The 25,500-nt window shown below is 39.1% G+C and carries 26 protein-coding genes; 1 reads left to right on the top strand and 25 read right to left on the bottom strand.

The features are described from left to right. Nucleotides 1-4: 4 nt before the first annotated feature. From nusG to pbp2a, 4 genes are read right to left on the bottom strand one after another with little or no spacing between them, the layout of a single operon-like run. Nucleotides 5-541, bottom strand: coding sequence for a transcription termination/antitermination protein NusG (nusG, locus tag HMPREF9965_RS11810; protein ID WP_000376731.1), 537 nt, complete (start codon nt 539-541; stop codon nt 5-7). Between the two features lie 52 nt (nt 542-593). Next, on the bottom strand, nt 594-770 hold the full coding sequence (gene secE / locus HMPREF9965_RS11805; protein WP_000505776.1) for a preprotein translocase subunit SecE: 177 nt from the start codon (nt 768-770) through the stop codon (nt 594-596). Between the two features lie 9 nt (nt 771-779). After that, nucleotides 780-932, bottom strand: coding sequence for a 50S ribosomal protein L33 (rpmG, locus tag HMPREF9965_RS11800; RefSeq protein WP_001809375.1), 153 nt, complete (start codon nt 930-932; stop codon nt 780-782). A 52-nt stretch (nt 933-984) separates the two neighbouring features. Continuing rightward, nucleotides 985-3,180: a penicillin-binding protein PBP2A gene (gene pbp2a / locus HMPREF9965_RS11795; protein WP_000762643.1), complete on the bottom strand. Its 2,196-nt coding sequence runs from the start codon at nt 3,178-3,180 to the stop codon at nt 985-987. A gap of 86 nt (nt 3,181-3,266) precedes the next feature. Between pbp2a and HMPREF9965_RS11790 the strand changes: the two genes are divergently transcribed. Beyond that, nucleotides 3,267-4,142, top strand: a complete 876-nt coding sequence (locus HMPREF9965_RS11790) for an RluA family pseudouridine synthase (RefSeq protein ID WP_001160827.1) — start codon at nt 3,267-3,269, stop codon at nt 4,140-4,142. A gap of 67 nt (nt 4,143-4,209) precedes the next feature. On the opposite strand, the gene gap is transcribed toward HMPREF9965_RS11790, so the two are convergent. The 21 genes from gap to HMPREF9965_RS11685 form a co-directional block, all read right to left on the bottom strand. Continuing rightward, a complete protein-coding gene (gene gap / locus HMPREF9965_RS11785; protein ID WP_000260672.1) occupies nt 4,210-5,220 on the bottom strand; it encodes a type I glyceraldehyde-3-phosphate dehydrogenase in 1,011 nt (336 codons plus the stop codon). Between the two features lie 277 nt (nt 5,221-5,497). Further along, the gene (gene adhE, locus HMPREF9965_RS11780) at nt 5,498-8,149 is read right to left on the bottom strand and encodes a bifunctional acetaldehyde-CoA/alcohol dehydrogenase (RefSeq protein ID WP_000764002.1); all 2,652 of its coding nucleotides are present in this window, start codon (nt 8,147-8,149) and stop codon (nt 5,498-5,500) included. A gap of 296 nt (nt 8,150-8,445) precedes the next feature. Continuing rightward, on the bottom strand, nt 8,446-8,859 hold the full coding sequence (locus tag HMPREF9965_RS11775) for an MORN repeat-containing protein (RefSeq protein WP_000413120.1): 414 nt from the start codon (nt 8,857-8,859) through the stop codon (nt 8,446-8,448). Continuing rightward, nucleotides 8,846-9,289, bottom strand: coding sequence for a low molecular weight protein-tyrosine-phosphatase (locus tag HMPREF9965_RS11770; protein ID WP_004244202.1), 444 nt, complete (start codon nt 9,287-9,289; stop codon nt 8,846-8,848). Before HMPREF9965_RS11770 ends, HMPREF9965_RS11775 begins: the two co-directional genes overlap by 14 nt. 48 nt (nt 9,290-9,337) lie before the next feature. Then, complete coding sequence (gene yajC / locus HMPREF9965_RS11765; protein ID WP_000371436.1) at nt 9,338-9,658, bottom strand: preprotein translocase subunit YajC; 321 nt, start codon at nt 9,656-9,658, stop codon at nt 9,338-9,340. Between the two features lie 117 nt (nt 9,659-9,775). Beyond that, entirely contained in the window at nt 9,776-11,752 is a 1,977-nt protein-coding gene (gene tkt / locus HMPREF9965_RS11760; protein ID WP_000067904.1) for a transketolase, read from the bottom strand. 109 nt (nt 11,753-11,861) lie between these two features. Further along, the gene (locus HMPREF9965_RS11755; RefSeq protein WP_004244175.1) at nt 11,862-12,485 is read right to left on the bottom strand and encodes a hypothetical protein; all 624 of its coding nucleotides are present in this window, start codon (nt 12,483-12,485) and stop codon (nt 11,862-11,864) included. A gap of 50 nt (nt 12,486-12,535) precedes the next feature. After that, nucleotides 12,536-13,525, bottom strand: a complete 990-nt coding sequence (gene jag, locus HMPREF9965_RS11750) for an RNA-binding cell elongation regulator Jag/EloR (RefSeq protein WP_000242597.1) — start codon at nt 13,523-13,525, stop codon at nt 12,536-12,538. 17 nt (nt 13,526-13,542) lie between these two features. Beyond that, complete coding sequence (locus HMPREF9965_RS11745; protein ID WP_000728102.1) at nt 13,543-14,355, bottom strand: YidC/Oxa1 family membrane protein insertase; 813 nt, start codon at nt 14,353-14,355, stop codon at nt 13,543-13,545. Then, on the bottom strand, nt 14,330-14,701 hold the full coding sequence (gene rnpA, locus HMPREF9965_RS11740) for a ribonuclease P protein component (RefSeq protein WP_000748124.1): 372 nt from the start codon (nt 14,699-14,701) through the stop codon (nt 14,330-14,332). The genes HMPREF9965_RS11745 and rnpA overlap by 26 nt, the downstream gene beginning before the upstream one ends. 164 nt (nt 14,702-14,865) lie before the next feature. Beyond that, a complete protein-coding gene (locus tag HMPREF9965_RS11735; protein ID WP_000466066.1) occupies nt 14,866-16,005 on the bottom strand; it encodes a tyrosine-type recombinase/integrase in 1,140 nt (379 codons plus the stop codon). A gap of 64 nt (nt 16,006-16,069) precedes the next feature. Then, on the bottom strand, nt 16,070-16,444 hold the full coding sequence (locus tag HMPREF9965_RS13430; protein WP_000168132.1) for a hypothetical protein: 375 nt from the start codon (nt 16,442-16,444) through the stop codon (nt 16,070-16,072). 10 nt (nt 16,445-16,454) lie between these two features. Continuing rightward, nucleotides 16,455-17,024 (bottom strand): hypothetical protein, encoded by a 570-nt coding sequence (locus HMPREF9965_RS11725; RefSeq protein ID WP_004244209.1) that lies wholly within the window; start codon nt 17,022-17,024, stop codon nt 16,455-16,457. A gap of 58 nt (nt 17,025-17,082) precedes the next feature. Continuing rightward, complete coding sequence (locus HMPREF9965_RS11720; RefSeq protein ID WP_000373067.1) at nt 17,083-17,400, bottom strand: hypothetical protein; 318 nt, start codon at nt 17,398-17,400, stop codon at nt 17,083-17,085. Between the two features lie 46 nt (nt 17,401-17,446). Further along, on the bottom strand, nt 17,447-18,274 hold the full coding sequence (locus HMPREF9965_RS11715) for a hypothetical protein (protein WP_000657488.1): 828 nt from the start codon (nt 18,272-18,274) through the stop codon (nt 17,447-17,449). Between the two features lie 10 nt (nt 18,275-18,284). Then, on the bottom strand, nt 18,285-19,103 hold the full coding sequence (locus HMPREF9965_RS11710; RefSeq protein ID WP_001034600.1) for an LPXTG cell wall anchor domain-containing protein: 819 nt from the start codon (nt 19,101-19,103) through the stop codon (nt 18,285-18,287). Between the two features lie 17 nt (nt 19,104-19,120). Next, nucleotides 19,121-20,221 carry a phage tail tip lysozyme gene (locus HMPREF9965_RS11705; protein WP_000753656.1) on the bottom strand — a complete coding sequence of 367 codons (1,101 nt, stop codon included), beginning with the start codon at nt 20,219-20,221 and terminating at the stop codon, nt 19,121-19,123. Continuing rightward, nucleotides 20,222-22,366: a hypothetical protein gene (locus tag HMPREF9965_RS11700; protein WP_000727607.1), complete on the bottom strand. Its 2,145-nt coding sequence runs from the start codon at nt 22,364-22,366 to the stop codon at nt 20,222-20,224. Between the two features lie 13 nt (nt 22,367-22,379). Continuing rightward, the gene (locus HMPREF9965_RS11695) at nt 22,380-24,887 is read right to left on the bottom strand and encodes an ATP-binding protein (RefSeq protein WP_000406900.1); all 2,508 of its coding nucleotides are present in this window, start codon (nt 24,885-24,887) and stop codon (nt 22,380-22,382) included. Beyond that, nucleotides 24,871-25,263: a TcpE family conjugal transfer membrane protein gene (locus tag HMPREF9965_RS11690; protein WP_000409922.1), complete on the bottom strand. Its 393-nt coding sequence runs from the start codon at nt 25,261-25,263 to the stop codon at nt 24,871-24,873. Before HMPREF9965_RS11690 ends, HMPREF9965_RS11695 begins: the two co-directional genes overlap by 17 nt. A 4-nt stretch (nt 25,264-25,267) precedes the next feature. Continuing rightward, the gene (locus HMPREF9965_RS11685; protein WP_000007734.1) at nt 25,268-25,486 is read right to left on the bottom strand and encodes a TcpD family membrane protein; all 219 of its coding nucleotides are present in this window, start codon (nt 25,484-25,486) and stop codon (nt 25,268-25,270) included. Between the last annotated feature and the right edge of the window lie 14 nt (nt 25,487-25,500).

Raw genomic sequence — 25,500 nt, 5'->3', positions numbered from 1 at the left:
GGGGTTATAATTCTGCAATTTGGTTGAGATTTACTTCTGCAATCGTATCATTACCAAACATAGAGATAATCATCTTCACTTTGTTGTTATCAATTTCAATAATTTTACCTGTATAATCTGCAAAAGCACCATCAATGATGCGGACAGTCTGCCCAACTTCAACATCAATATCAAACTCTTGAACGGTTTGTCCCATAGAAACCAGAATATCACGGATTTCCTGTTCCAATAGCGGAGTTGGTTTTGATCTGTTACCGTGTGAACCGACGAATCCTGTTACGTTAGGCGTGTTTCGAACGACGAACCATGCTTCATCTGTCATGACCATTTCTACAAGGACATAACCTGGAAAGCGATTCTCTTCAACTTCCTTTTTCTTTCCATTTTTCTCAACTTGCACGGTTTGTGTTGGAATCTCAACACGTAGAATATTATCCAACATGTTATACGTTTGTGCACGTTGCAATAGATTTTCTTTTACCTTATTTTCATAACCAGAATAAGTTTGTAGAACAAACCATCCTTTGTCAAAACTATCCATGATATTTCCTTTCATAATAGAAGAAAGCTAGCAGAAGTTCTCCGCTTTTCTTCTAAAAAATGTTAATAAATCGAATCAAACCTGAAACAATCAACTGGTCAAAAATGTAAATGATGACCACAAAGAAGGCTGTGTATTCCATAATAGAGCGAAAATCTCTCCAGCTTTCTTTGCGAGTTGGCCAAGTTGTTTCTTTAAGAAGTTTAAAAATATCCTTAATAAAACCCATCGTTCTCTCCTATCTCGTCTCTCTATGTGTCGTATATTTTCCACAATGTTTACAAAATTTATTTACTTCTAGTCGTGTTGGCTTGGGGTTCCCACTAATTTTGATTGAGTAATTCCTTGAACCACAAACTGCACAAGCTAGGCTTGCTTTTTTTAGTGCCATAACGCCTCCATCTTATCTATTATAACAAGAAACCTAGGCTTTGACAAGCCTCTTAATGAAAGAGATTGACGAAAGAGTCCCAGATTGTCTGGGCTTTTTCTTTTATCTTGGCATCCGAAATCGCACGCCCCGCTTCGTCTACAAGATTTTGAGCACGGCTACGAATATCTCCTAGCGGATCTTCCGTCTGATTCGTTTCATTTTCAACGACTTGCCGCTTGGTATTTTCTGGTTCAATACCATTTTGCTTATAGGCATTCTCAACCGTAAAGGTGCTGCCAGGAGTGTAAGGCAAAATGGTATTAGCCATACTTCTAAAAACATGGGCTGCTCCATTTGAGGTCGAACCTGCTAGATAATGGTTCTCATCTGTTGTTGGGAAGCCAAGCCAGTGGGTAATTACCACATCTGGAGTATAACCAATCACCCACTGGTCACTCGTATATTCAGGATTGAAAACAGCCTCAGTAGTTCCTGTTTTACCAGCCATAACGTAATCCGCTGGCGACGAACTAATTCCTGTACCATTGGTAAATGTTCCTAGCATCATGCTGGTCATTTTATCAGCCACAGACTTATCAATCACTCGTTTTTGGGAATTTTTATGACTCTTGATGACCTGTCCACTGGCATTTTCGATACGAGTAATGAAATGCGCCTCAGGCATCAGTCCTTCATTAGCAAAGGCTGCATAGGCTTGTGCCATCTGAAGAGGATTCGTCTCTACTCCTCCACCTAGGGCAACTCCGAGAACACGGTCAACTTTATCCATATTAAGACCAAATCTCGTCCCAGCTTCAAAGGCCTTATTGATTCCCAAATCATTTACAGTCGCAACCGCTGGTAGATTGAGTGATTCTGCCAAGGCTTGATACATAGGTACTTCAGGAGAAGTCTTAATGCCAGCATAGTTGTCTACTTGATAACTGTCGTACTGCATCGTATGATTATCCAGTTGCTTGTTCAGAGCCCAGCCGGCTTCCACAGCTGGAGTGTAAACGACCAAAGGCTTAATCGTCGAACCTGGGCTACGCTTAGACTGCGTTGCATAGTTAAAATTACGGAATCCTGATTTGTCATCACCAGCTACGCGGCCGACAACCCCACGCACCCCACCTGTTTTAGGCTCTAGAGCGACACTACCTGATTCGGCATGCGTTCCGTCTTCTGCCGTTGGAAATAGGGAAGTATTTTCGTAAATAACCTGCATGTTAGCTTGGTAGTTTTGGTCAAGCTCTGTGTAGATTCGATAGCCGTTGTTGACAATCTCTTCTTCTGTGAGATTGTACTTGGAAACTGCTTCGTTGACAACTGCATCAAAATAGGACGGGTAACGATAATCCGAAATCTTGCCCTCGTACTTATCTTGCAGTTGAGAAGCCATATCTACTCCAGTCGCTTCGGTCTCTTGATTTTTATCAATATAGCCCGCTGCAACCATATTTTGCAAAACAGTATCCCTACGGTTGGTCGAAGTCTCAACAGAATTTAATGGATTATACAATTCTGGTCCCTTGAGCATCCCTGCTAGAGTCGCCGCCTGATCAAGGGTTAATTCCGCAGCCGATACACCGAAATATTTCTTACTCGCATCCTCTACACCCCAGACGCCATTCCCAAAGTAGGCGTTATTGAGATACATAGTAAGGATTTGCTCCTTGCTGTATTTCTTTGTCAATTCTAAAGCCAGGAAAAACTCCTTGGCCTTTCGTTCAACAGTTTGGTCCTGAGACAGATAGGCATTTTTCGCCAACTGTTGGGTGATAGTGGACCCCCCTCCAGAACGGCCTGCTGTAAGGATGGCTAGAAAGAAACGACCGTAGTTAATCCCATCATTTTTATAGAAGGAACGATCCTCTGTCGCAACGACAGCATTCTGCAAGTCTTTGCTGATATCTGTCAGCTCAACATAGGTTCCCTTTTGACCTGACAGGGCTCCCGCCTCTTTTTCTTCACGGTCAAAAATCAGAGTTCGCGTTTTCAGGGCATTTTGCAAATCATTGACATTGGTAGACTTGGCTATTGCAAATAGGTAGGTTCCTACTAGCAAACCAGCACTTAACCCTAAAATGATGACGATCTTTGTCAGATGATAACGACGCCAAAATTTCCGAATTGGGCCTACTTGGGACAATTTTTTTCTGTCGCTCCGTGAACGACGCATGCTAGTTGAATCAGACTCCGCCGATTCACTCGTTTCTTTTTTAAAGAGAGAAAGAAACTTCTCAAATAATTTATCTAATTTCATGCGTTTATTTTATCATCTTCACCATAGGAACTCAAGAATTTAGCTACTCCCTATCCAAATAGGGCTTTTTTTGTTACAATATCTGTATGCAATTCACATTTACATTACCATCATCCTTGCCTCAAATGACGGTCAAACAATTCCTAGAGGAGCAACTCCTCATTCCTAGAAAGATTCGCCATTTTCTAAGAACCAAGAAGAATATCTTAATCAATCAAAAACAAGTTCACTGGAACGAGATGGTGAAGCCAGGGGATATTTGTCAATTGACTTTTGACGAGGAAGATTATCCCACAAAGGAAATCCTTTTGGGCAACCCAGACCTTGTTCAGGAGATTTACCAAGACCAACATCTCATTATCGTCAACAAACCCGAAGGCATGAAAACACACGGTAATCAACCAGATGAAATTGCCCTTCTCAACCATGTCTCTGCCTACATTGGTCAAACCTGCTATGTCGTTCATCGCCTGGATATGGAAACAAGCGGTTTAGTGCTTTTTGCTAAAAATCCTTTTATCCTACCCATTCTCAATCGTTTGTTGGAGAAGAAGGAAATTGCTCGCGAGTACTGGGCACTCGTAGAGGGGCAAGTGGGGAACAAAGAACTTATCTTCCGAGATAAAATTGGTCGTGATCGACACGATCGCAGAAAACGAGTGATAGATTCCAAAAGTGGGCAATATGCTGAAACGCATGTAAGCAGATTAAAGCAATTCCCAAACAAAACTTCCTTAGTTCGTTGCAAACTAAAGACCGGTCGAACGCATCAAATCCGTGTTCACCTTTCTCACCATAAGCACCCTATCCTAGGCGATCCTCTCTATAATAGTAAATCAAAGACAAATCGGCTTATGCTCCACGCCTTTCGACTTTCCTTTACCCATCCACTCACCTTAGAACAATTGAGTTTTACTGCCCTCTCGGATACTTTCGAAACAGAATTAAAACAAAATAGATGACACTAGCATCCATTTTTCCATATAGAAAAAGCAAGGCCAGAAGGCCTTGCTTTTATCGACTCAAGAATTATTTAGCGATTTTTGCAAAGTATTCAAGAGTACGTACAAGTTGTGAAGTGTAAGACATTTCGTTGTCATACCATGAAACAACTTTAACCAATTGTTTACCGTCAACGTCAAGAACTTTAGTTTGAGTTGCGTCAAACAATGAACCGAATGACATACCTATGATATCAGAAGATACGATTGGATCTTCAGTGTAACCGTATGATTCGTTAGAAGCTGCTTTCATAGCTGCGTTTACTTCATCAACAGTAACGTTCTTATCAAGAACTGCTACCAATTCAGTTACAGAACCTGTTGGAACAGGAACACGTTGAGCAGCTCCGTCCAATTTACCGTTCAATTCAGGGATAACCAAACCGATTGCTTTAGCAGCACCAGTTGAGTTAGGAACGATGTTAGCTGCAGCAGCACGAGCACGGCGAAGGTCACCTTTACGGTGTGGTCCATCAAGAACCATTTGGTCACCAGTGTAACCGTGGATAGTAGTCATCAAACCTTCAACGATACCGAAGTTGTCATGAAGAGCTTTAGCCATTGGAGCCAAACAGTTTGTAGTACATGAAGCACCTGAGATAACTGTTTCAGTACCATCAAGAATGTCATGGTTAGTGTTAAATACAACTGTTTTAACATCTGATCCACCAGGAGCAGTGATAACAACTTTCTTAGCACCACCAGCGTGCAAGTGTTTTTCAGCAGCTGCTTTAGTAGCAAAGAAACCAGTTGCTTCAAGAACGATTTCTACACCGTCGTTAGCCCAGTCGATTTGTTCTGGATCACGTTCAGCAGAAACTTTAACGAATTTACCGTTAACTTCAAATCCGCCTTCTTTAACTTCTACAGTACCGTCGAAACGACCTTGAGTTGTATCGTATTTCAACAAGTGTGCAAGCATCACTGGATCTGTAAGGTCGTTGATGCGAGTAACTTCAACACCTTCTACGTTTTGGATACGGCGGAAAGCAAGACGACCGATACGTCCGAAACCGTTAATACCAACTTTAACTACCATTAGTGATTTCCTCCTTATGAAAATCCTGAAAATTTTATTGTGAAAAGAGTAACTTGAATCACTACAAATCACCTTTCAACACTATTATTATATAACTATTTAAGTAGAATTGCAAGTACGGGCGTTGTTTTTCTCGCTTGCTTTTCTACTTTTCGATCCCCTTCATTCACCCAAGCTTTTATTTCTAGGATCTTCTCTTCTCATAGTTCAACTCTAACTTCAGAAATAGGACTATGAAAAGAGGCAGGATAACTCCTGCCTCTAGGCTGATAAACGATTATTTGCGACGTCCTGGACGTTCTGCATAACCATAGTAAGCATCTGCCATGATTTCTTCCATGTCGGCTACCATTGGCAAGCGAGGGTTAGCAGGTGAACATTGATCTTCATAAGCAAGTAAGGCAATTTCATGCAAGCTGTCTTTCCAAGCTTTTTCATCAATTCCTTGATCCTTGAAGTTCATCTTGATACCTACTGCAACACCAAGTTCGTAAACAGCTTTAGCGTATGCTTCAACTGCTTCTTCTGGAGTTGAATGAGGCAAACCAAGCATTTTCGCGATGTCTTGGAATTTCTCATCAGCTTTCCAGTAGTTGTATTTAGGCCATGTAGTCGTCTTAGATGGACGAGTACCATTGTAACGGATAACGTATGGAAGCAAGATTGCGTTTGTACGTCCGTGAACAGTATGGTGAACCGCACCGATCTTGTGGGCCATTGAGTGGCTCATACCAAGGAAGGCATTGGCAAAGGCCATACCAGCCATTGTAGATGCATTGTGCATTTTTTCGCGAGCTTCTGGATCAGCTGTCTTAACAGATTTTTCCAACCATTCAAAGACAAGTTTGATTGTTTGAAGGGCGATACCGTCTGTGTAGTCGTTAGCAAAGTTTGAAGTGTAAGCTTCAGTCGCGTGAGTCAAGACGTCCATACCTGTATCCGCAGCGATGAAATCTGGAACTGACTCAACCAAAGCAGGGTCAACAATGGCAATAGTTGGTGTCAATGAGTAGTCAGCCAATGGGTATTTGCGGTTGTTTTTCTTATCAGAGATAACGGCAAATGGTGTTACTTCTGAACCTGTACCTGAAGTTGTTGGAATACCAATGTATTTCGCTTTTTTACCAAGTGATGGGAAGCGGAAGGCACGTTTACGGATGTCCATGAATTTTTGAACCAAGTCACGGAAGTCGATTTGTGGTTGTTCGTAGAAGAGCCACATTACTTTCGCTGCATCCATTGGAGAACCACCACCAAGAGCGATGATTGTGTCTGGTTCAAATGCTCTCATTACTTCAGTACCACGTTCTACAGTTGTGATATCTGGGTCTGGTTCAACGTCTGAGAAGACTTGGACAGTTACACGGTTGCTGCGTTTGTTCAATTGGTCAATAATGCGTTGAACAAAACCAAGTTTTTCGATAGATTTGTCTGTAACAATCATAACACGTTCAATATCTTCACATGTTTGAAGGTATTGGATAGAATTGCGCTCGAAGTAAATTTTTGAAGGAACTTTAAACCATTGCATATTATTTCTACGTTTCCCTACTTTCTTGATGTTTAGAAGGTTAATAGCGCTCACGTTATCACCAACTGAGTTGCGTCCGTATGAACCACATCCAAGTGTCAATGATGGGATGAAGGCATTGTATACGTCACCGATACCACCGAAAGTAGATGGAGAGTTCCAGATAATACGCATTGCTTTGATTTCTGTACCAAAGCGTTTAGCAAGAGCTTCGTCTTTTGTGTGGATAGCCGCTGAGTGACCAAGTCCGTTAAACTCAACCATTTGGCGAGCTTTTTTAAGACCGTCTTCTGTATCTTCAGCTTTTAGGACAGCGATGACTGGTGACAATTTTTCACGAGTCAATGGTTCTTTTGGTCCTACTTCCGCACATTCTGCAGCCAAGATGTTTGTTCCTTCTGGAACGCTGAATCCTGCTTGTTCTGCAATCCATGCAGCTGGTTTCCCAACGATGTTTGCATTTAGTTTAGCGCCTGCACAGTTCTTGCTGTTGGCTTTCACACCGAAACAGAATTCTTCAAGAAGGGCTTTTTCTTTTTTGTTTACAAAGTAAGTATGGTATGATTTAAATTCTTCAACAAATTCGTCATACACTTCTTTATCAATGATAACAGCTTGTTCTGATGCACAGACCATACCATTATCAAATGATTTAGACATAACGATGTCATGAGCAGCTTGACGGAGGTCGGCAGATTTTTCTACATAAGCAGGAACGTTTCCGGCACCTACCCCAAGAGCTGGTTTCCCACATGAGTAAGCCGCCTTAACCATGGCATTACCACCAGTTGCAAGGATAGTTGCAACACCTTCGTGGTTCATAAGCGCTCCAGTTGCTTCCATAGATGGTTCTGTAATCCATTGAACACAGTTTTCAGGTGCTCCAGCCGCGATAGCTGCATCACGAACGATTTGTGCTGCGTGAGCAGAAGATTCTTGAGCTGATGGGTGGAAGGCGAAAACGATTGGATTACGTGTTTTCAAAGCAATCAATGATTTGAAAATAGCTGTTGATGTTGGGTTCGTTGTTGGAGTGACACCACAGACTACTCCGACAGGCTCTGCAATTTTAGTCAAGCCAGTAACAGGGTCATCTTCAATAACACCGACAGTTTTAACACCACGCATGTTATTGACAACGTGTTCACAGGCAAAAAGGTTTTTTGTAGCCTTATCTTCAAATACTCCACGACCAGTTTCTTCAACTGCATGTTGTGCAAGGATACCATGTGCATCAAGTGCTGCAACAGACGCTTTTGCTACGATGTAGTCAACTTGCTCTTGGTTCAACTTACGCATTTCATCAAGCGCAACCAAGGCTTTTTTCACGAGACCGTCGACATGCTTTTCAGCAGCAAGTTGTTTTTCCTCTGGTGTTACTGTTTTTTTATCAGCCATATTATCCTCCATAGCCTTTAAGGATGTTATCCTTTGTTAATTTTTTCACAAGTTCATTATAACTCTTTTTTTATACTTTGTAAACAGTTTCATAAGCATTTCACAAAGAAATTTTCTAAGTTTGTGAATTTTTTCTCAACCTACCTGTGCAATAGAGTTTTATCTGGATGATTGTGAAATTATGAAAAATATTTTTTTATTTCACAAAGTTTTTTCTAGTTGATAGTTATTTACCGAACTTAATCACAGAAAGCGCTTTCTTTCTTGCTTTTAAAAATAGCCTCCTCATCTGGAGACTACTGTTTTTGTTGGAAAACTCCTTGTTTAAAGCTTCCTTCATAGATAACTTCTTGCTCTGTCGTCAACTTTCCTTGACCTTCAGCCTGGCCATTTACAAAATCACCTTCGTATTTCCAGCCAGATTTGGACTGGAAGGTTCCTTTACCATTGAAGGCCCCATTGTTGAACTCACCTGTGTATTGGTCCCCATTTTCAAAGGTCATGGTTCCTTGACCATTCATTTTCCCTCGTACCAGGGTACCATCATAAACAAGTGCACCACCATCAAGTGTCAGGACACCCTTTTTGGGTGTATTTAGTAGAAATACCGAGATGGCACAGATAGCGATTAGAAGGACTGTTGCAATCTCTACACGTGGGCGAGTTAGATAAACTCGATATTTTTCGAAGATTTCTTTAAGCTTTTCCATTGTCACTCTCATTTTCTAATCGATCTAGCCAGCTTTTACAGCCACTTGTGATGCGAGCATAGGTTTCCTCAAAATCTCCTGTATACCAAGGATCTGGAACACTTTCAGATGCAAAAGGGTAGATCTTATGCTGCAATTCCTGAGGACACATTTGATGCAGATCTGAAACGTTTGAAGCATCCATCCCGATAATGTAATCAAATGACTCAAAATCTTCTCTACGAATCTGGAGTGATGTTTTGTCTTTGTCATACGGGATCCGATATTGCTGGAAAATTCCTTGCGTTCCCTTATGAATCGGATTGCCATGTTCCCAAGATGACGTTGCTCGACTCTCAACTTGGTAGTCACTCGTCATGGACTTCATCACAAACTCTGCCATGGGGCTGCGGCAAATATTTCCTAGGCAAACAAATACTATTTTTTTCATCCCTTTTCCTCTCATCTCATAGAAAAACGGGAGTGATAGGATCCCGTTTTATTCTTCAATTGCTCCACTTTCGTCGATAACTGCTCCTTCTGGTGTCACAGCTTCTTTGAGTGGCAACACTGTCTTGATAGCAGCTAATTCAAAAGTCAAATAAACACCATCTACGTCTAGTACGATTGTTCGTTTCTCAGTATCTACTTCATCCACTGTTCCGTAGAGTCCACCAATTGTAATGACTTCATAGCCTTTTTGAAGCTTGTTCAAGCTTTCCATACGCTTTTGAGCTTGTTTCTTTTGAGAACGTTGCATAAAGAACATCAAGGCCATCATCCCTACAAGCATGATTAAGAAAGTAATATTTGGATCCATTGTTTTCTCCTTTGTATTTTACATAGGACTACTATATCAAATTTCAACTACTTTTACAAGGTTGTGCCTTGTTTTATGGCAATAAAAAAATCAGAGTTTTCACTCTGATTTCTGCGATTATTTCAAGTTTTGAACGACTTTTACAAGATTTTCGACAGTAAAGCCATGTTCTGCCAATACTTTTGGTGCTGGGGCAGATGCTCCGAAGGTATCAATACCTAGAACTGCACCATCAAGACCAACATATTTGTACCAGTTTTGAGTTGCTCCCATTTCGACTGCAACACGACGACGAACTGCATTTGGAAGAATTTCTTCCTTGTAAGCTGCGTCTTGTGCGTCAAAGACATCTGTAGATGGCATGCTGACTACACGGACTTTTGCGCCTTGACTAGCCAATTCTTTGGCAGCTGCGACAGCGAGATTGACCTCTGAACCTGTTGCGATCAAGATGGTATCAAAGTCTGCTGCGTTTTCATAGACAACATAGGCACCTTTTGCAACCTTATCAAAGTCTGTTCCTTCTTCGACAGTCAAGTTTTGACGTGTCAAGACAAGGGCAGTTGGGGTTTTCTCACTTTTCACAGCTAGGTACCAAGCTGCTTGAGTTTCACGCGCATCTGCTGGGCGGAAAACATTCAGATTTGGCATAGCACGAAGACCTGCTAAGTGTTCAACTGGTTCGTGAGTTGGACCATCTTCTCCGACAGCGATCGAGTCATGGGTGAAGACATAAGTCACAGGAAGTCCTTGCAATGCTGACAAACGGACAGCTGCTTTCACATAGTCAGAGAAGACAAAGAAAGTACCACCGTATACACGAAGTCCACCATGAAGGGCCATCCCGTTCAAAATCGTTCCCATTGCAAATTCACGAACACCAAACTGAATGTTGCGGTTCAAGCGATTGGCATCGTCTTGAAGTCCGTCGGTCTTGATATAAGTCATGTTTGAGTGAGCAAGGTCAGCTGATCCACCTAGGAAGGTTGGCAACTTAGCTGCTACAACATTCAAGGCATCTTGGCTTGAATTACGAGTTGCTTGAGAGAAGCCATTTTCTAATGTTGGGAAGTCTGCTGGAGTTACCTCAACTGGGTCGCGTCCGTCAATGATAGCTTCTACTTCTGCAGCCAGTTCTGGATGAGCTTCTTTATAATCAGCAACTAGTTTTGTCCAAGCTTGATAAGCTGATGCGCCACGGTTTGCAACATTTTCTTTGAAATCAGCATAAACTTCAGCTGGGATTTCAAATGGTTCATAATCCCAACCAAGAGCTTGGCGAGTTGCTGCAGTTTCATCTGCTCCAAGAGGGGCACCGTGTACCGCATTAGTTCCTTGTTTGTTTGGAGAACCGTATCCAATAACAGTCTTCACTTCAATCAAAGACGGTTTGCCTGAAGCTTTAGCTGTTTCGATAGCAGCATGGATTGCTTCCAAGTCTGTTCCATCTTCAATCAAGGCTGTATGCCAACCGTAGGCATTGTAACGGTCACGAACACTTTCTGTAAAGGAATCCTTTGTCTCACCATCCAAGTTGATGTCATTTGAATCATAAAGAACCACCAACTTGTCAAGTTTTTGCAAACCTGCGTATGAGGCTGCCTCACTTGAGACACCTTCCATCAAGTCTCCGTCTCCACAGATAACGTAAGTATAGTGGTCAAAGATATTATAGCCTTCGCGGTTATATTTGGCTGCTAAGAAACGTTCTGCTTGGGCAAAACCAGTAGCAGTAGAAATCCCTTGTCCTAGAGGACCAGTTGTAGCGTCAACCCCTGCTGTGTGACCAAACTCTGGGTGACCTGGTGTTTTTGAACCCCATTGGCGGAAGTTCTTGACTTCATCCATGCTAACATCTTCAAAACCAGAAAGGTGAAGAAGGGCATAAAGAAGCATAGAGCCGTGACCTGCTGAAAGAATAAAACGGTCGCGGTTGATCCAGTTTGGTTGAGCAGGATTGATACGAAGTTGTTTTGTAAAGAGGCTATAGGCCATTGGAGCCGCTCCCATAACCACCCCTGGGTGACCTGAGTTTGCTTTGTTGATGGCGTCAATACCTAGAAAACGAATTGCATTAACAGATAGATTTGACATAGAATTTCCTTTCTCTTTGAGACGATTAGTAGTTCACACATTCTATTTTACTATTATATGAAAAAATGCATGGAATAGCAATAAAACAATTTGAGCTCCTCTAGTATATTTATCCTCTCGTCATCTCGTAATAAGGCAACAATCGAGTATAAGCGTCTTCTAGCTTCTCCAATATCGATTCTACTGACTGATTTTCAATGAAGGAAATATCTGACTTGACCAAAACTTTACGAATTTCCTGACATTGCACCTTCTCGCGTAAGAGCAGACGATCTTCTTCTGTGGCTTCTACCTTTTGACTCTGGTCGTCGGTATATACTAGATAATACATTCCTTCTACCGCTGGAAGCTCTAAAACCTTGGCTTGCTTGTCTAAGGTCTGTTCGTCTTTCTTACGCTCGATGAAACTGACTTCTAAGGAAATACCAGAGTCTGAGGGATTTCCATACAAACGCAGCGCCAACATGGGTTCTGTCACCTCCCCCTCTCTTTGTAGATAGACCCAGAAATGTGGTCGTAAGCGCTGCGCTTGGTTCATCCACTGACTAGTCTGTTGCAGTTGCCATTCTGGATGCTTTTCTTGGAAGGCCTTGGCTAAGTTCGTAAAAGCCTTGCGAGCCTCCTGCCCTTTGTGGCGCAATTCCAGCATCTTTTCTCGCTCATCTCCAGCCTTATCTGGATTACGGTACTGGATACCTGCATAAGATAGATAGTTTTTGATAGTTTCCATCATCGGTCTCTTCTCCCTTTTCTAGCAAAAAATCAGGTCAAGCCTGATTTTGTTTATTCTGTATCTACAACTACATAGCGATTTGGCTCATCGCCCTCAGAATAGCTGGTCACTCCATCCATGCGTGAAATAATGCGATGGATAATCTTGCGTTCGCTATTCGACATTGGATCTGTTTGTTGGCTACGACCCTCCTCTAAAACGCGAATCGCCAATTTTTGAGCGTAGGTTTGCAAAACTTCTGCACGGTGTTCAACGTAATCATTGACGTTGATTGTAATATAAAAAGTTCTTGAATAACGATTGTAGAGGTAGTTTTGCGCCAAAAGCTGAAGTGCTTTCAATACTTTCCCATGATAGCCGATAATACGACCAGGCTCATTGGTATCGATTTGAAGATTAATCGTACGACGATTGTAGTCGCTTGAAATCGTCCCTTCAACATCCATATCGTCCACAATGGTTTGAACATAGTTAGCCACTTGAGTTGCTACTTGTTCGATGTCATAACTCGGCTCCACCTTCAAACCCAGATCTTCCAAAGACTGGCTTTCTACCGATTCTGACATAGATACAAATTCTTCACACTCTGCTGGGTCTTCCACTCCAGCATCTCCTGTCTGCAATTCATTTAAAATCGCGATGTGACCTGTTTCTTCTAAAATCGTGCTAGCATGTTTCTCATTTTTCAAGATTTCAGCCTTGATTTCATCAGAAACACCCTGACCTTCCTCTTCTATTTTTTTGATCGCCTCAACAACATGACCAAGATCAACTGTCGCCTCTGTTACTGTCTTAACAGGTTCGTTTTGTTCATTGATCTCTTTCGGAACACCTTTCACAGCTTGTTGATTGGCCTTAATCACAGTCGTCTCACTAATCGCCTCAATATCAACTTGAGCTGGTTTTTTCCCAAATAAGCCTAAAAAACCTTTCTTCTCTTTGGACACGACCTTGATGTGAGTCTTCATTCTCGGAATACCTAACTCTTTCAATCCTTTCTGGATTGCTTCTTCAACAGTTGAACCTGTAAATAATACCATTATCAGATTCCTCCTTATTATTTCGTTTTCTGAGCCTTTTTCTTGGCTTTTCTTTTTCTATTTTCCAAATCTTTTTTAGCTTGTACTTCCGCCTCACGCGCTGCAATAATCTTAAAAGGATTATTTAAGAAGTAGGTTTGCAAAACTTGATAAGCATTGGATACTGCCCAGTACAAGGCTACGCCACTAGGTGAAGAGATGGCAAAGATAAAGATCAGTACAGGCATCCCGTACATCATCCCTGTCATAGCTCCACTTCTTTCAGGCAAAGCCTTATTCGATAACCAACTGCTTAAGAAGGTAAAGACTGCTGCCAAAATCGGAAGGATAAAGCTTGTGTCTACTCCCCCAAGGTTCACCCACAAAAAATGCCCTGTTTTCAAAAAGTCTACTCGAGTCAAGGCTTGGAAGAGAGCCAAGAGAACCGGCATTTGAATCAAAATCGGCCAGAGAGAAGAAGAGTGTTTGACCCCTAATTCTTTATAGACCTTCCGCATCTCCTGATCCAGCTTGGTTCTACTTTCCATATCACGACCTGGATATTGTTCTTGCAGAGCCTTGATGCGTGGTTGAGCCTCTTGCATTTTTCTAGAGGCCACCATCTGAGTCTGAAAGACTGGCAATAGAATCGTACGAATCAGGATCGTAAAGAGGATAATCCCCACTCCGATACTAACGTCAAAGGACAAGAAGCGGATGATTTCAGCAAAAAAATAGACAAATTTACTCCATATATCTGTAGAATCTGCTGCAACATCGCTTGTCCCACAGGCTGTCATGACAAATAAGGACAAGCCCAGCAAACTAGTCAACTGTAGTTTCTTTTTCACTCCTAATTCCTTCCCGGTAAATCTTTGATAACTTTAATACGTGGAGTAGATTTTTCTCCATTTCTGCATAATCCAAGCCTTCAACCCCTTTTCGAGCAATCACGACAAAATCAACGTTATCAGCTAACTGCTCCCTTACACTTAGCAAAATGTGTCGAATCCGTCTTTTAATTTGATTTCTAGTAACTGCATTCCCTAATTTCTTACTGACGGACAACCCTACTCGAAAATGACTTTTCTGATTTTCCAATTGGTAGACAACAAATTTACGATTAGCAAAACTTGTTCCATCCGTGAAAATAGCCTTAAAATCTTTCTCTCTTTTTACACGAAAGCTTTTCTTCAAAACTCCACTCCATCTATTAAATTACTACTATTATAACAATTTCCCTCAATAAAAGCTAGACAAATACCGTCAATTATAGACAGAAAGACTATTTTCAAAAATTCTTACCTCAAACATTATAGACAGTTTTAACCACTTCCAGCCATTACTTGGTTACTTTTTGGTTAGTCTTTTAAATCCAATTTATCCAATTTTTCGGTTATATTTGACTTCATTTTCTCAGTAACATGAGTATAAACTCCCAAAGTCATTTTCTCGTTCGTATGACCTACTCGTTCCATAATCGCCTTGATTGGAACTTCCAATTCTGCAAGTAAACTAATATGTGAATGCCTAAAAACATGAGTAGTTAATACAAAATCTTCTTCTTTTTCAATTTTACTTCTTTTAAAACTACTTTTTAAAAAGTTATTAAAACCTGTAATCATAAAAGGAGTTCCATTTTTCGTAAATATGAATCTTCCTTCACTTTCTAAAAGAAGATACTCTTTTATAATACTTACTACTCGATCACTAATACCAACAACTCGATAAGAAGCTAAGCTCTTAGGACTATCTAAGAATATCTCAGCCTTACTTCCGCTTGTATGTAATGTATGCTTCACTTCTAACGTTTTATTCTCAAAATCAATATCGTCTATAGTCAAAGCCAAGACTTCTCCAAACCGCAAGCCTGTCAAATACATGAATTCAACAATTAAACGCACTCGTTGATTCTTTTCCTCCTTTTCTAAAAAATTCAAATACTGAAACATTTGAACCCTTGTTAAATACTTATTTTGTTTTCTCCTAATCTCTCTTACATTCTTTTTTCTTTTTGGTAAAACAACCTTTTCAACAGGATTCTCAATTATATAACCAACATCTAAACAATACTTAAAAAACAGATTCAATAAAACTTTCTTATTTTTTCTATGAACCGCAGAACATTCCAGCTCCAACAATATATTCTGAACTATATGACTTGTAACATCTACTAATAAGTAATTCTCTAACTTTCTAACTTCACCTATAATAGTATATTTCTGAGACTTAAACGTACTTCTTTTTAATTCTGTTTCACGAATTTTCAAATATTCTTCGTAAGCTTGTTTAACGGTAATATCCCTAACTACTTCCTTCTTCTTTTCTATTTTCTCCCTCTTTTTTTCTATTTTCTCATCCAGCAAGATCCTTGCTTGTTTCTGAGCTTGCCTTGTCTTAGAAGTTAAAGTTATAGAAACTTGTTTCCACTTATTCTCTTCTAAATCAAAATATTTTTCATAATATCTATATTTTCCATTCTCCAATTCTCTAAAAAACATTTTATACTCCTTTTAAAAATGAGTATATCTCTAGTCAATAACTATAGTATATCATTTTTTCCAATCAAATATATCTAACTCTCTCTCTATGCAGAAGGAATAGATAAAATCCTCTCACATTAATCAATACTTTTTGTCCTGTCCTAAAAGATATATCTTTAAATTCTTTCGTCTTTTGACTTTCGTCTAATCTCCTTTCAATTGTTTTAATACTAATCGAAGGGAAATAATTTGCTTTTAAATCCTTCTTTGATACACAAATATCAGGATAATTATTATATGATTTTTCCATTTTCATTCTCCTATTCCCGAACAAATTTTGAATGCCTGGTTGAACCTTTTGACCTAAAATACGAATTTTATATCCTATCCTGGTTTCTTTATGTTCATTTTTTCTCATAAAACGATAAAAAATAGCAAGCCATTCCTGACTTGCCATTCTTTCTATGCTAGTTACTCAGTTCCAACAATTCACTTTCAACACGTTTCAAAACTACTTGTACTTCTTCTGTACCACGATAATCCTCGAGTGAAGCCAACTGTCCTTCTATCCTTCCTAAAATACGCAACACCTTGTCTAGTTCATTGTTTTGTTTAGGCTTAGATAGTTCTTGATTCTCAACTTTCAATCTCGTAACTTCTTCCGTCAACCTTGAATTTTGCAATACAACTTCTTTCATCAAATCCATTGTTTCCAAAATTTCTTTAGCCTTTGTGCTGTTTTTATACAGATTTTCCCTAGCCATTTTTTCATATTTCATTTCATCAGAAATATATTCTGTATCTTTTTTTATAGAAGCATGCTCTTTAGATAAACCATCATGTTCTTTAGACAAGCCACTATGCTCCTTAGACAAGCCACTATGCTCCTTAGATAAGCTATCGTGTTCCATTTCACGTTCTTTTGATAATGCTTTTATTTCAGCTTTAAGACCACTATTATCTCTAGCTAACTTAATAGCAATACCAATTAATGAAGCTATCGTTGCAACAATTCCACTAAGTGTTACCCAATCCATAATTGAATAGTCTCCTATCATTTTTTCTCCTTTCTATCTTATCATATTTTCAATTATGTTATAACTGTTCTAATAATTTTTCTATATCAGGAAAATAAGTAAAAGCTACTCCTCTAGTAAAATCAAAAGAGTAGCCTTCCTCAACTGACACAGACACACTAGCATAAATTCTTTTTGGTAATTTTTCATTGGCATGACATCCTTCATAAGAGTAAATAACCTTGACAATTTTCCCATATTTACTAACCTCAGCCGTCATCGTTTCAATCCCATAATCAGTATCACGACTAGCTGTAAATTCTAAACACTTTTGATTATCTCCTAATCTCTGAGCTAATCTTACAGCATACATTTTCAACAATTCTACTTGATCCATTTTCTACTCCTTAAAACAGCAAAAAAAAGGCAGGGTTGCCCCTACCTTAAGTATTTACCACTTTTACACTAACACCTTTCACTGTAAAAGCCTTTCTTCGACTTAAATCTAATCGGATTAATTTGAAATAAAAATCTAATTCTTTTCCAAAAGGATATACTCTAAACACCAAATGGGACACTGTATCTACATCTGAAAATTCCTTTTTCAAAGAAGATTCAAAACCACTCAATGGTTCTCTATAATAAGAAACCCCAGTAAATCTTTCAACATTCAAAAAACTTAATTCCACAATTTCTTGATAAGCCTCTTTTACTGCACGTTTATTAATCATAACCATTCGCTGGTTTGCATCACTTTCACCTGCATCGACATAGAAATTGATTTCAGGAGGAAAAGGATCAGTCGCCTTCTTAATACCGAGATATTCCTTATTCAAGACATTTTTAAATAAATATCGCTGAAATAGTTTTGCTTGAAACCACTTCATAAACTGATAAATACCAATGCTAAAAAGAGCCATTAAAATCCATAATGAAAATTCATTCTCTTGAAATGGAAAATCCACTGCGATTGAAAAAATCAAGCCTACCACAATGCTTTCAAAAAATGAATAAATGAATCTATCAACACCAAAACGCAACTTTGAAAAAGGAACAGATAAGATAAAAATAATCATTAAAAAGCCTAAATAATTTGGACTAATTTCAAGTATTGCTGATATTTTTTTAATCAAAATGGCACACGCTATCATTTCAAACACTAAAGATTGCCACCTAAACAACTGACCAACCAGCCAATTTACTCCACAAATCGCAGATAGTTTATATCCCAATTTATCAGATTCTTTCAAAATTCTAAAAAACTCTTTCATACTATCTCCCTTAATTCAATTTACGTCGACCCAAAACTGTCGCAATGAATCCAATCAAACCCCAAATAGTCGCAAAGACTGTACTTGCCGTTCCAGTATTCGGAAGAACTTTTAACTGTCCTTCTTTATCCTTCAAAGCGATTGTACCGTCTTGCTGTTTCACAGCGCCAATTTCGTAGGGTTCTTTTTCTTGATAGTCACCTTCACTTGTTTCAACGACTACCTTTCCTTGATTGGTAGATACAACTGTATGACCTGTATTGGTTTCAATCGGAGTCTCCTTAATTTCTTCTTTGGTCACATTCAAAGGCTGCGGAGTATCTTTTTCCTTCACCCCAACAATTTCTTCTGCCTTTTGTTTCTGCTCCTTGATTTCAGGAGCATCTTCTACAGAAGGCTTCTTATCTTCTTTTGGTGTTTCTTCCTTCGGCTGTTCTGATGGAGTAGGTGAATCAACCACAATGCCTTTATTGTCCTTATCCTGCTGTTTCTCAGAATCACCACCCAAATCCAAATTATCATTCACTTTAGGCGCTGGTGTCTCTGCAGGGGCTTCTGATGGCTTTTCTTTTTTCGTAGGTGTTACGACAATACCACCTGTTTTGTCATCAATAGGCTTCTCACTTTCACCACCAATCACAACCGTTGATGACTTGTCTTCCTTTGTTTTTTCCTCCGTCGGTTTTGTTTCTGTCGGCGGAGTTGCTACAATACTTGTCGTATCATTTGTGACCTTACTATCACCACCAAGTGAAAGTGTATCCGCAAAAGTCGTCGTTGCCGAGCTCAAGATAGCTACAGACAACAATGTTACAAATTTCTTATTCATTTCTTTTTCCTCATTTTCTATTTTCCAATTACATAATAAAAATTCTTCGCTTCCTCAGCACTAAATACACGATAATCTGTGATTCCAGTGCCCTGACCACTTTTGACAAAGTTACATTCAGAAATCAATATTGATCCATCATCTTTGACATCTTCGACGAAAGCTACGTGACCATAAGTAGCATGACCCCCAGCTTGCCTTCCTTGAAAACTAACCGCTGAGTGCTTTGTCGGAGTATTCGTGACTTCATATCCTGACTTATGCGCCCAATCTTGACCATTACCCATATATGGATCAAACTGTATTCCAAATTCTTTAGCTCGATTAAAGACATACCACGTACATTCACCATAAGGATAGGATTGAGTGATATAGCCTTCCTTAGTGATTTCCTTGTCAATGGAGTAGCCGTTCGGTATCTCCATCGCAACAGCTCCAGGAGCAATATCTAAGCTACCAGCTATCGCATTGCCACTAGACGAGCCATCCGATTCAATCGTTCCCTTAAAGACTTCATACCACCTCTTACTGTCCTTTTCCAGTTTTTCTAGCTTAGTCTGACCGTCTGAAAGCAATACACCCTCATAATGTTCTGACCAATACTTGGCGCTTTCAAAAGGATCAATCGCTTTTTGCATGTAGTCCTTAACTTTTTTATAGCCATGATTCAACTCATAAGACATTAATTCTAGTTCTACCATACTATCTAAAGTACGTGAACTTGCATTCGCCCATCTATCACCATTGATAGTATTTCCGTCCCAGCCTGACCATTGAAAATATCCAGCAACTCCACCTGACGGATTCGTTAGTTTTGGATCAAAGTCACTTTCTCTTTCTGCATTCGCCAGAGAACCACTAGCACCTTCCAAAGTAAACTTTTCTCTTGATAGTTGCCAGTTTAGAATCTTAATGACATCTTCTGCCCTTTCGACAGAGATATTGGCTTTCTGAGCTACTTCCTGCGCTGTTAGACGTGTTCTTTTTCCAGTCGTACTTCCTGATGAACCACCAGCAGAACTTGTAATCAGCCCACCAAGAAGAAGCATCAAAAACAAAAAAGAAAGTATCGGTAAAAAGAAGCTAAGCAGGGCAAAGGTTCGTCTAGTCTTTTTCATCTACGTAGCTAACCTTTCTTGCAAACCAAGTCTACCTTTTTTCTTCTGTAGTTTGCGGATTCTTTCTTTGCGTTCCAAGCGTTTCAAAGTTGGCAAATCAGCCGTTGCTTTCCATACACCATTTTCAAATGTTCTTGCCTTTGGTGTATAGCCCTTTATTTCCTGCTTTCTATGCATGCTTTCACGGACTCTATTTTGTAAAGTCTTGTAATTTTTTTCATTTACTCTTTGTTTGTTTTCATCCTTTTCTCCATAATCTTTGAATTTCTCAACTTTCATCTTGGCTCGATCAAGCATTTCTCGTCTATGGGCTTTCCTCCATTCAACTTTTTTAGCACGTTTTATCTTACGCGCCATATAGTCATCATTTTGGGGGATTTCCATTTTGGCTAGATTGCTTCTTTTTTCCAAGCGGTTCTCATTCCAATTTTTCAACGGTTTTGCCTTGTCACCAACCCATCTTTGAGCATTATTTTTAGTAATTCTCGCCAAGGATTTTACTCGATTAGGAACTCTATCTCCAACCTTCGTCGCAAATGTTTTTGCCCTTTGCAAGTTCATCCCATTTCCTAGACGACCTAATCGACCTCTTGTCAAACTAGAAAGAGGATTCCCCTTTCCATTCATAAAGGATAGCAGGTTGTGTCTATTCTTAAATAGCCACCAAATCACAATACATTTCAAAAACGTTGCTACAAGACCAGGTCCTCCGCCAAAATCTTCTATGAAACTTGACATGTTTCCATAAATAATCGGAACAATAACACTTGCCAGACTGATAGCAGACGAAATCAACAAGAAGGAGATGCCTTTTTTAGAAATGCCACCAAAATAATGACTAAATTGTGGGAACAGGCTCAAAATTAAAGCAAATGGTAAAATCAATAACAATACTGCATAGGAAAGCAAAATCACTACTCGACCTAGACCCATTGAAAGATACACAACACCGACTACAACAACATCAAAAATCGAGGTAAAAGCATAAGTGAACTTATCAGACCATTCATCAACCAAATTTTGACCTTTGACATCTTCTGTTTCGTTTTTGTCATTCTTTTTGGTCAGGGCTTTGATTTCTTTATCTGATAACTTGAAATTTCCTTTACCTTCCTGATAGTTAGTCAAATCTTGAAAATCTTCCTCTGAAAGATAATAATTTCCCTCACTATCTTTTTTGGAGTTCATATTCTTGTATGCAGGGATAATCGTTGAGTTAAAATAGCTTTCAGCCATCGAAGTATCTACAGTCCCCACCTTTTTCACAATCTCCGTCTGAAATTCTCTTGTAATTTCATCCGTGACATTATATAGATGAATAGGAAGATAGCGCTCAGGACTGCCATTGATTGAAATTTTGGTGAAAAAACCACCAACAACCGCAAAGACCAAGCCTAGTTTCAAAGCCGTTTTGAAAACTTGTCCGCCTTTAACCCACACAGACAAGATATAGACAGCCATAAAAACACCTGCGATATATTTTGTCGTTGCACCAAACAAGACAGAGAAGACAGCACTTGCCATTTCTACAACCTTGTTCAAGAATGGCGATACATCCGTCATTTTTTCAACCGCAGATACTAGACTTACGATGATTCCAAACAAGAATTTAGAGAACCAGAAAATAGCTTGAACGACTTTATTTATCCAATAATTCCCAACCTCACCAAGACCAAACAAACCTTTGTCAAAATAGACATAGCTGGTCAAGCGTTTCATTTTTGTCTTGAAATTGGCATAACTTAATTTTGTATTGGCTTTTTCTTCCTCTTCCTTCTTTTTCTTTTCTTCTTCTTGCTTCCTTTGAGTTTCCTTAACACTATCAGCAACACCTTGATTCGCATTCGCACCGACAACATCTGAACTTCTTCTCAATGTATCATCAGCAATTTTTTCTAAAGGATCTTTATTTTCAGATGGACTAGGCTTAACAATACTAGAACTTGCACCTGTATTACCGCTATTGGGAAGCGTTAAACCATCACTAGAACTAGATGAGCTTGTCGAAGAAGATTTATCCCTTACAAAAGCTGGAGTTTCAGACAGCGTACCATTCGGAAGCGAAACTGTTCCTATATCCGCAAAAGCCAGCAAAGGAAAGAAAATAGAGAGTAAAAAAACAAACAGAGCTAGTTTCTTCTTCATCTTTTCTCCTTTGCTAACTTGCAGACTTCAGATTCGTTGTGACCGTCGCATACAATGGAGTTATCGAATCATATATGGTACCATCCACTGTAATTCTTTCTCTTCGACCAAAAACGTCAGAGAAGATACATTGACCCATCGTCTGATTTTCAACCCATGCCTTAGATAAATCATCTTCTTTGATTTTAAGATGTTCCAAAATCGAAGAAGTCTCACTATCTTCTGAAAAGGCAAAGACTGTACCAAAACCAGTACCATCATCTTCAGTTGAAACATCTTTTACAGACTGAGTTACCAACACTAAGAAATTATTAAACGAACGACCTGTACGCTTGATTCTCGCCAGCAATTGACGACCGCTAGGGGTCAACAAAATTTGCCAAGCCTCATCTACATACAGCAAGGTTTCTTGTGTTCTATCTCTTTCTCCAAAATCAGCACAGAAAAACGTTAAACCGTACATGACTGCAAGACTTCGTAATTGAGTATCTGTCATATCCTCATACTTAGAAGTCTTAGGCATATCCAAGCCTGCAATCTCAAAAATCGTAATCTTATTGTCCGACTGCAAAGACTTGTTAGAGCCATCAGAGAAGCACAATTTTAACAAGGTATTTTCGCCCATTTTTGACAAATAACGGCCAATCCTTACTACATCTTTGTCTTTCTCTTCTTCAAAAGTCTTAAACAGATGTAACATTCCAACCGTTTCTCCATTTTGTTTCCTATCCCAAACCTTATCAATATTTTCCAACAAGTAAGATTTCAATTTCTTAGAATCCTCTTTGTCTAAAACGGTAGAAATTAAGACCGAAGCAATTTCTGTCAACGTTGTCTTTTCATCAATATAAGCAAATGGATCTAGCACTCCAATATTTCTATCTTCCTTCATATCCAACGTTACAAAGTGAATTGATTTGATATACTCCTGAACTTCTTCATAAATATTCTGTTCCTCATACTCCTTCAAAATCTTCATATACTGACTTCGCATTTCCGCTTTAGGGTCAATATAAACAGACTTGATTTTCAAGAAACTATTCAAGGTAAACAACAATTTTGTTAGATACGATTTTCCATTTCCAGTCGCTCCAGTAATAGCAACATGAGGATTATTGGTAATCTTATCCTTAATCCCCATTTTATTCGCCTGAAGCAAGTTTGAAAAGACTAGACGATTACTTGCTTGTAAGGCTGCCATAAAGTCACCACCCCAACTCGCAATTTCATTGTCTATTCGTGCAATAGGGAAACCAACCTTGTTTCCCACCTCTTTCGTGACAAAAAACATATTCTGACAAAAACCTTCCAAAGAAGTATATTGCACATAACTTTCACGTTTTTTATCCAACAACTCTGTGAAGCGACCTTTGTAGAAAAGATACAATCTATCAGCATAGCCTCTTGCAAGAGAACCTCCCAAGTCAGCTATAAGCTTACTTAAAATATCATATCTTTCCTCAATCTCATCTTCATCATCACCAGTCACAACCAAGAAATGGAGAAATTCAACCATTTTTTCTTTACTTTCAACCTTTTCTTGATAGTCAACTAACATTTGATGAGCTTCCAACACTTCCAAACGTTGAATATCACCATCTTCCTCAATTTCAGCAACCACATTCCCCAAATTTTTACGTTTGTTTCTTGCTTTCTTTTTAGAAGAAGAAACACCCTTATCTGCCGAGAATGCAACTTTATAGATACTCTCTACAGGAAAATCTAGCAGCTGCAGTTCTTCTTGTAGATGAATCGAAGATACATTTTTAGGATAGTCTACAATTGGGAAACAAGCGACCAAATTATCATCATCTTTATTCTCCAATCGCAACACTTTGTGATCTTCAAAATAAATATTTGTATCATCGATATTATCGATACAATTCTTAATTGCATCTACTTCTGTTTCCTTGTCATAAAATTGACCTCGTAAGAATTGTAAACGAGCTAAAAACTCCAACTCCGTTTTTTCAACTTCACGAACTCTCAATTGATGCAAGGCACTTTTTAAAGCATTCTTTTTTAATTGCCAATCCTCATACCAATTTAAAGGAGGTAATTCACCCAGCCCCAACAACTTCAACGTTTCTTTTTTATAGAAAGACATGCTGTCTTTTAAAGTCGAAACTAGATCTGGACTGATATTGTTTGATTTCAATGGAACAGAGATATAATGCTTGTACTCAAACAAAAACTCAATCTCATCTTCAATCTTTTCTTGCAGACTATCCATCATCAAATTTGCTAAAGGCGCTGTACCGCTATCTTGGTCAATATCTTGGCGCAAGAGTTCAAATCGCTCATACAAATCTATTGGAATAGGAATCGTATGCAATTCAAAATCACCATAAACCGATAGTTTACTAAAAGCTGAAAAAGCAGTTTGTTTAAACCGCTCACGTCCCCTCTTGTCTATCGTAACTAAAACCTCACTAGGAACTTCAAAGACTGCAAAAACACCACCATTTTTACGTAATATCAAACTATCCGCAAAGTCCCAGTAATTACTCGTAATTTCCACGATAAATCCTTTCTATTTTTACGTATCGTTTACCTTTATTTATATAATACTTTTTACCGTATCTTCCGTGATGCCAGAAATAAAAAATGTAATCACGAAGATAAATCACTATCGTTTTACCATCAATTTTATTATTAGTCAGAATTTTCCCCAATTGCCAACCTAAGGCAGAACCAACAACTAAGCACCAACCCCACTCAAGAAAACCTACTGACATCAAAATAAAAAAGAAAATCGGAGTAAAAAAGACAAAATACAATAAAGTCGACATCTCAACCGCAAAAGGTAAACTAAAATTATCCGATAATTCTTTTACAAATATAGGCTGGTCAAAACCACGCTTATACGAAAATAATTGTTTCTCTTCTTTTTCCATAGGCTTACTTGAAAACTTCTAACAATTTATTAAATAAAGTCGCAGGGGCTTTCAATACAGTTTCTGGACTTAACAAGAACCATAAAATTAAAGCACCCGTCAAAATAGACACCAAAATCCCCCAAGTCTTTCCTTCCCTCCAAGCTCGAATGGCTTTACTAAATACAAACAATCCAATCAAAGGAACCCCCAACTTATCAACTAAATACTGAAAAAAACTCATTTATCTCATTCTCC

The organism is Streptococcus mitis bv. 2 str. SK95, assembly GCF_000222705.1.
GTDB lineage: Bacteria > Bacillota > Bacilli > Lactobacillales > Streptococcaceae > Streptococcus > Streptococcus mitis_AY.
Note: the sequence above shows the minus strand (reverse complement) of the source record. Positions and strands in the feature narration are given on the sequence as shown.

Bases quoted from the DNA above. Each gene is read 5' to 3' on its own strand.
- nusG (WP_000376731.1), bottom strand. From the start codon at position 541: ATGGATAGTTTTGACAAAGGATGGTTTGTTCTACAAACTTATTCTGGT.
- HMPREF9965_RS13430 (WP_000168132.1), bottom strand. From the start codon at position 16,444: ATGGCAAGTCAGGAATGGCTTGCTATTTTTTATCGTTTTATGAGAAAA.
- HMPREF9965_RS11710 (WP_001034600.1), bottom strand. From the start codon at position 19,103: ATGAATAAGAAATTTGTAACATTGTTGTCTGTAGCTATCTTGAGCTCG.
- HMPREF9965_RS11720 (WP_000373067.1), bottom strand. From the start codon at position 17,400: ATGGATCAAGTAGAATTGTTGAAAATGTATGCTGTAAGATTAGCTCAG.
- yajC (WP_000371436.1), bottom strand. From the start codon at position 9,658: ATGGATCCAAATATTACTTTCTTAATCATGCTTGTAGGGATGATGGCC.
- adhE (WP_000764002.1), bottom strand. From the start codon at position 8,149: ATGGCTGATAAAAAAACAGTAACACCAGAGGAAAAACAACTTGCTGCT.
- HMPREF9965_RS11790 (WP_001160827.1), top strand. From the start codon at position 3,267: ATGCAATTCACATTTACATTACCATCATCCTTGCCTCAAATGACGGTC.
- rpmG (WP_001809375.1), bottom strand. From the start codon at position 932: ATGGCACTAAAAAAAGCAAGCCTAGCTTGTGCAGTTTGTGGTTCAAGG.
- HMPREF9965_RS11770 (WP_004244202.1), bottom strand. From the start codon at position 9,289: ATGAAAAAAATAGTATTTGTTTGCCTAGGAAATATTTGCCGCAGCCCC.
- HMPREF9965_RS11690 (WP_000409922.1), bottom strand. From the start codon at position 25,263: ATGGAAAAAGAAGAGAAACAATTATTTTCGTATAAGCGTGGTTTTGAC.
- gap (WP_000260672.1), bottom strand. From the start codon at position 5,220: ATGGTAGTTAAAGTTGGTATTAACGGTTTCGGACGTATCGGTCGTCTT.
- HMPREF9965_RS11755 (WP_004244175.1), bottom strand. From the start codon at position 12,485: ATGATGGAAACTATCAAAAACTATCTATCTTATGCAGGTATCCAGTAC.
- HMPREF9965_RS11715 (WP_000657488.1), bottom strand. From the start codon at position 18,274: ATGAAAGAGTTTTTTAGAATTTTGAAAGAATCTGATAAATTGGGATAT.
- HMPREF9965_RS11775 (WP_000413120.1), bottom strand. From the start codon at position 8,859: ATGGAAAAGCTTAAAGAAATCTTCGAAAAATATCGAGTTTATCTAACT.
- pbp2a (WP_000762643.1), bottom strand. From the start codon at position 3,180: ATGAAATTAGATAAATTATTTGAGAAGTTTCTTTCTCTCTTTAAAAAA.
- HMPREF9965_RS11685 (WP_000007734.1), bottom strand. From the start codon at position 25,486: ATGAGTTTTTTTCAGTATTTAGTTGATAAGTTGGGGGTTCCTTTGATT.
- jag (WP_000242597.1), bottom strand. From the start codon at position 13,525: ATGGTATTATTTACAGGTTCAACTGTTGAAGAAGCAATCCAGAAAGGA.
- tkt (WP_000067904.1), bottom strand. From the start codon at position 11,752: ATGTCAAATCTATCTGTTAATGCAATTCGTTTTCTAGGTATTGACGCC.
- secE (WP_000505776.1), bottom strand. From the start codon at position 770: ATGGGTTTTATTAAGGATATTTTTAAACTTCTTAAAGAAACAACTTGG.
- HMPREF9965_RS11735 (WP_000466066.1), bottom strand. From the start codon at position 16,005: ATGTTTTTTAGAGAATTGGAGAATGGAAAATATAGATATTATGAAAAA.
- HMPREF9965_RS11700 (WP_000727607.1), bottom strand. From the start codon at position 22,366: ATGAAGAAGAAACTAGCTCTGTTTGTTTTTTTACTCTCTATTTTCTTT.
- HMPREF9965_RS11705 (WP_000753656.1), bottom strand. From the start codon at position 20,221: ATGAAAAAGACTAGACGAACCTTTGCCCTGCTTAGCTTCTTTTTACCG.
- HMPREF9965_RS11725 (WP_004244209.1), bottom strand. From the start codon at position 17,024: ATGGATTGGGTAACACTTAGTGGAATTGTTGCAACGATAGCTTCATTA.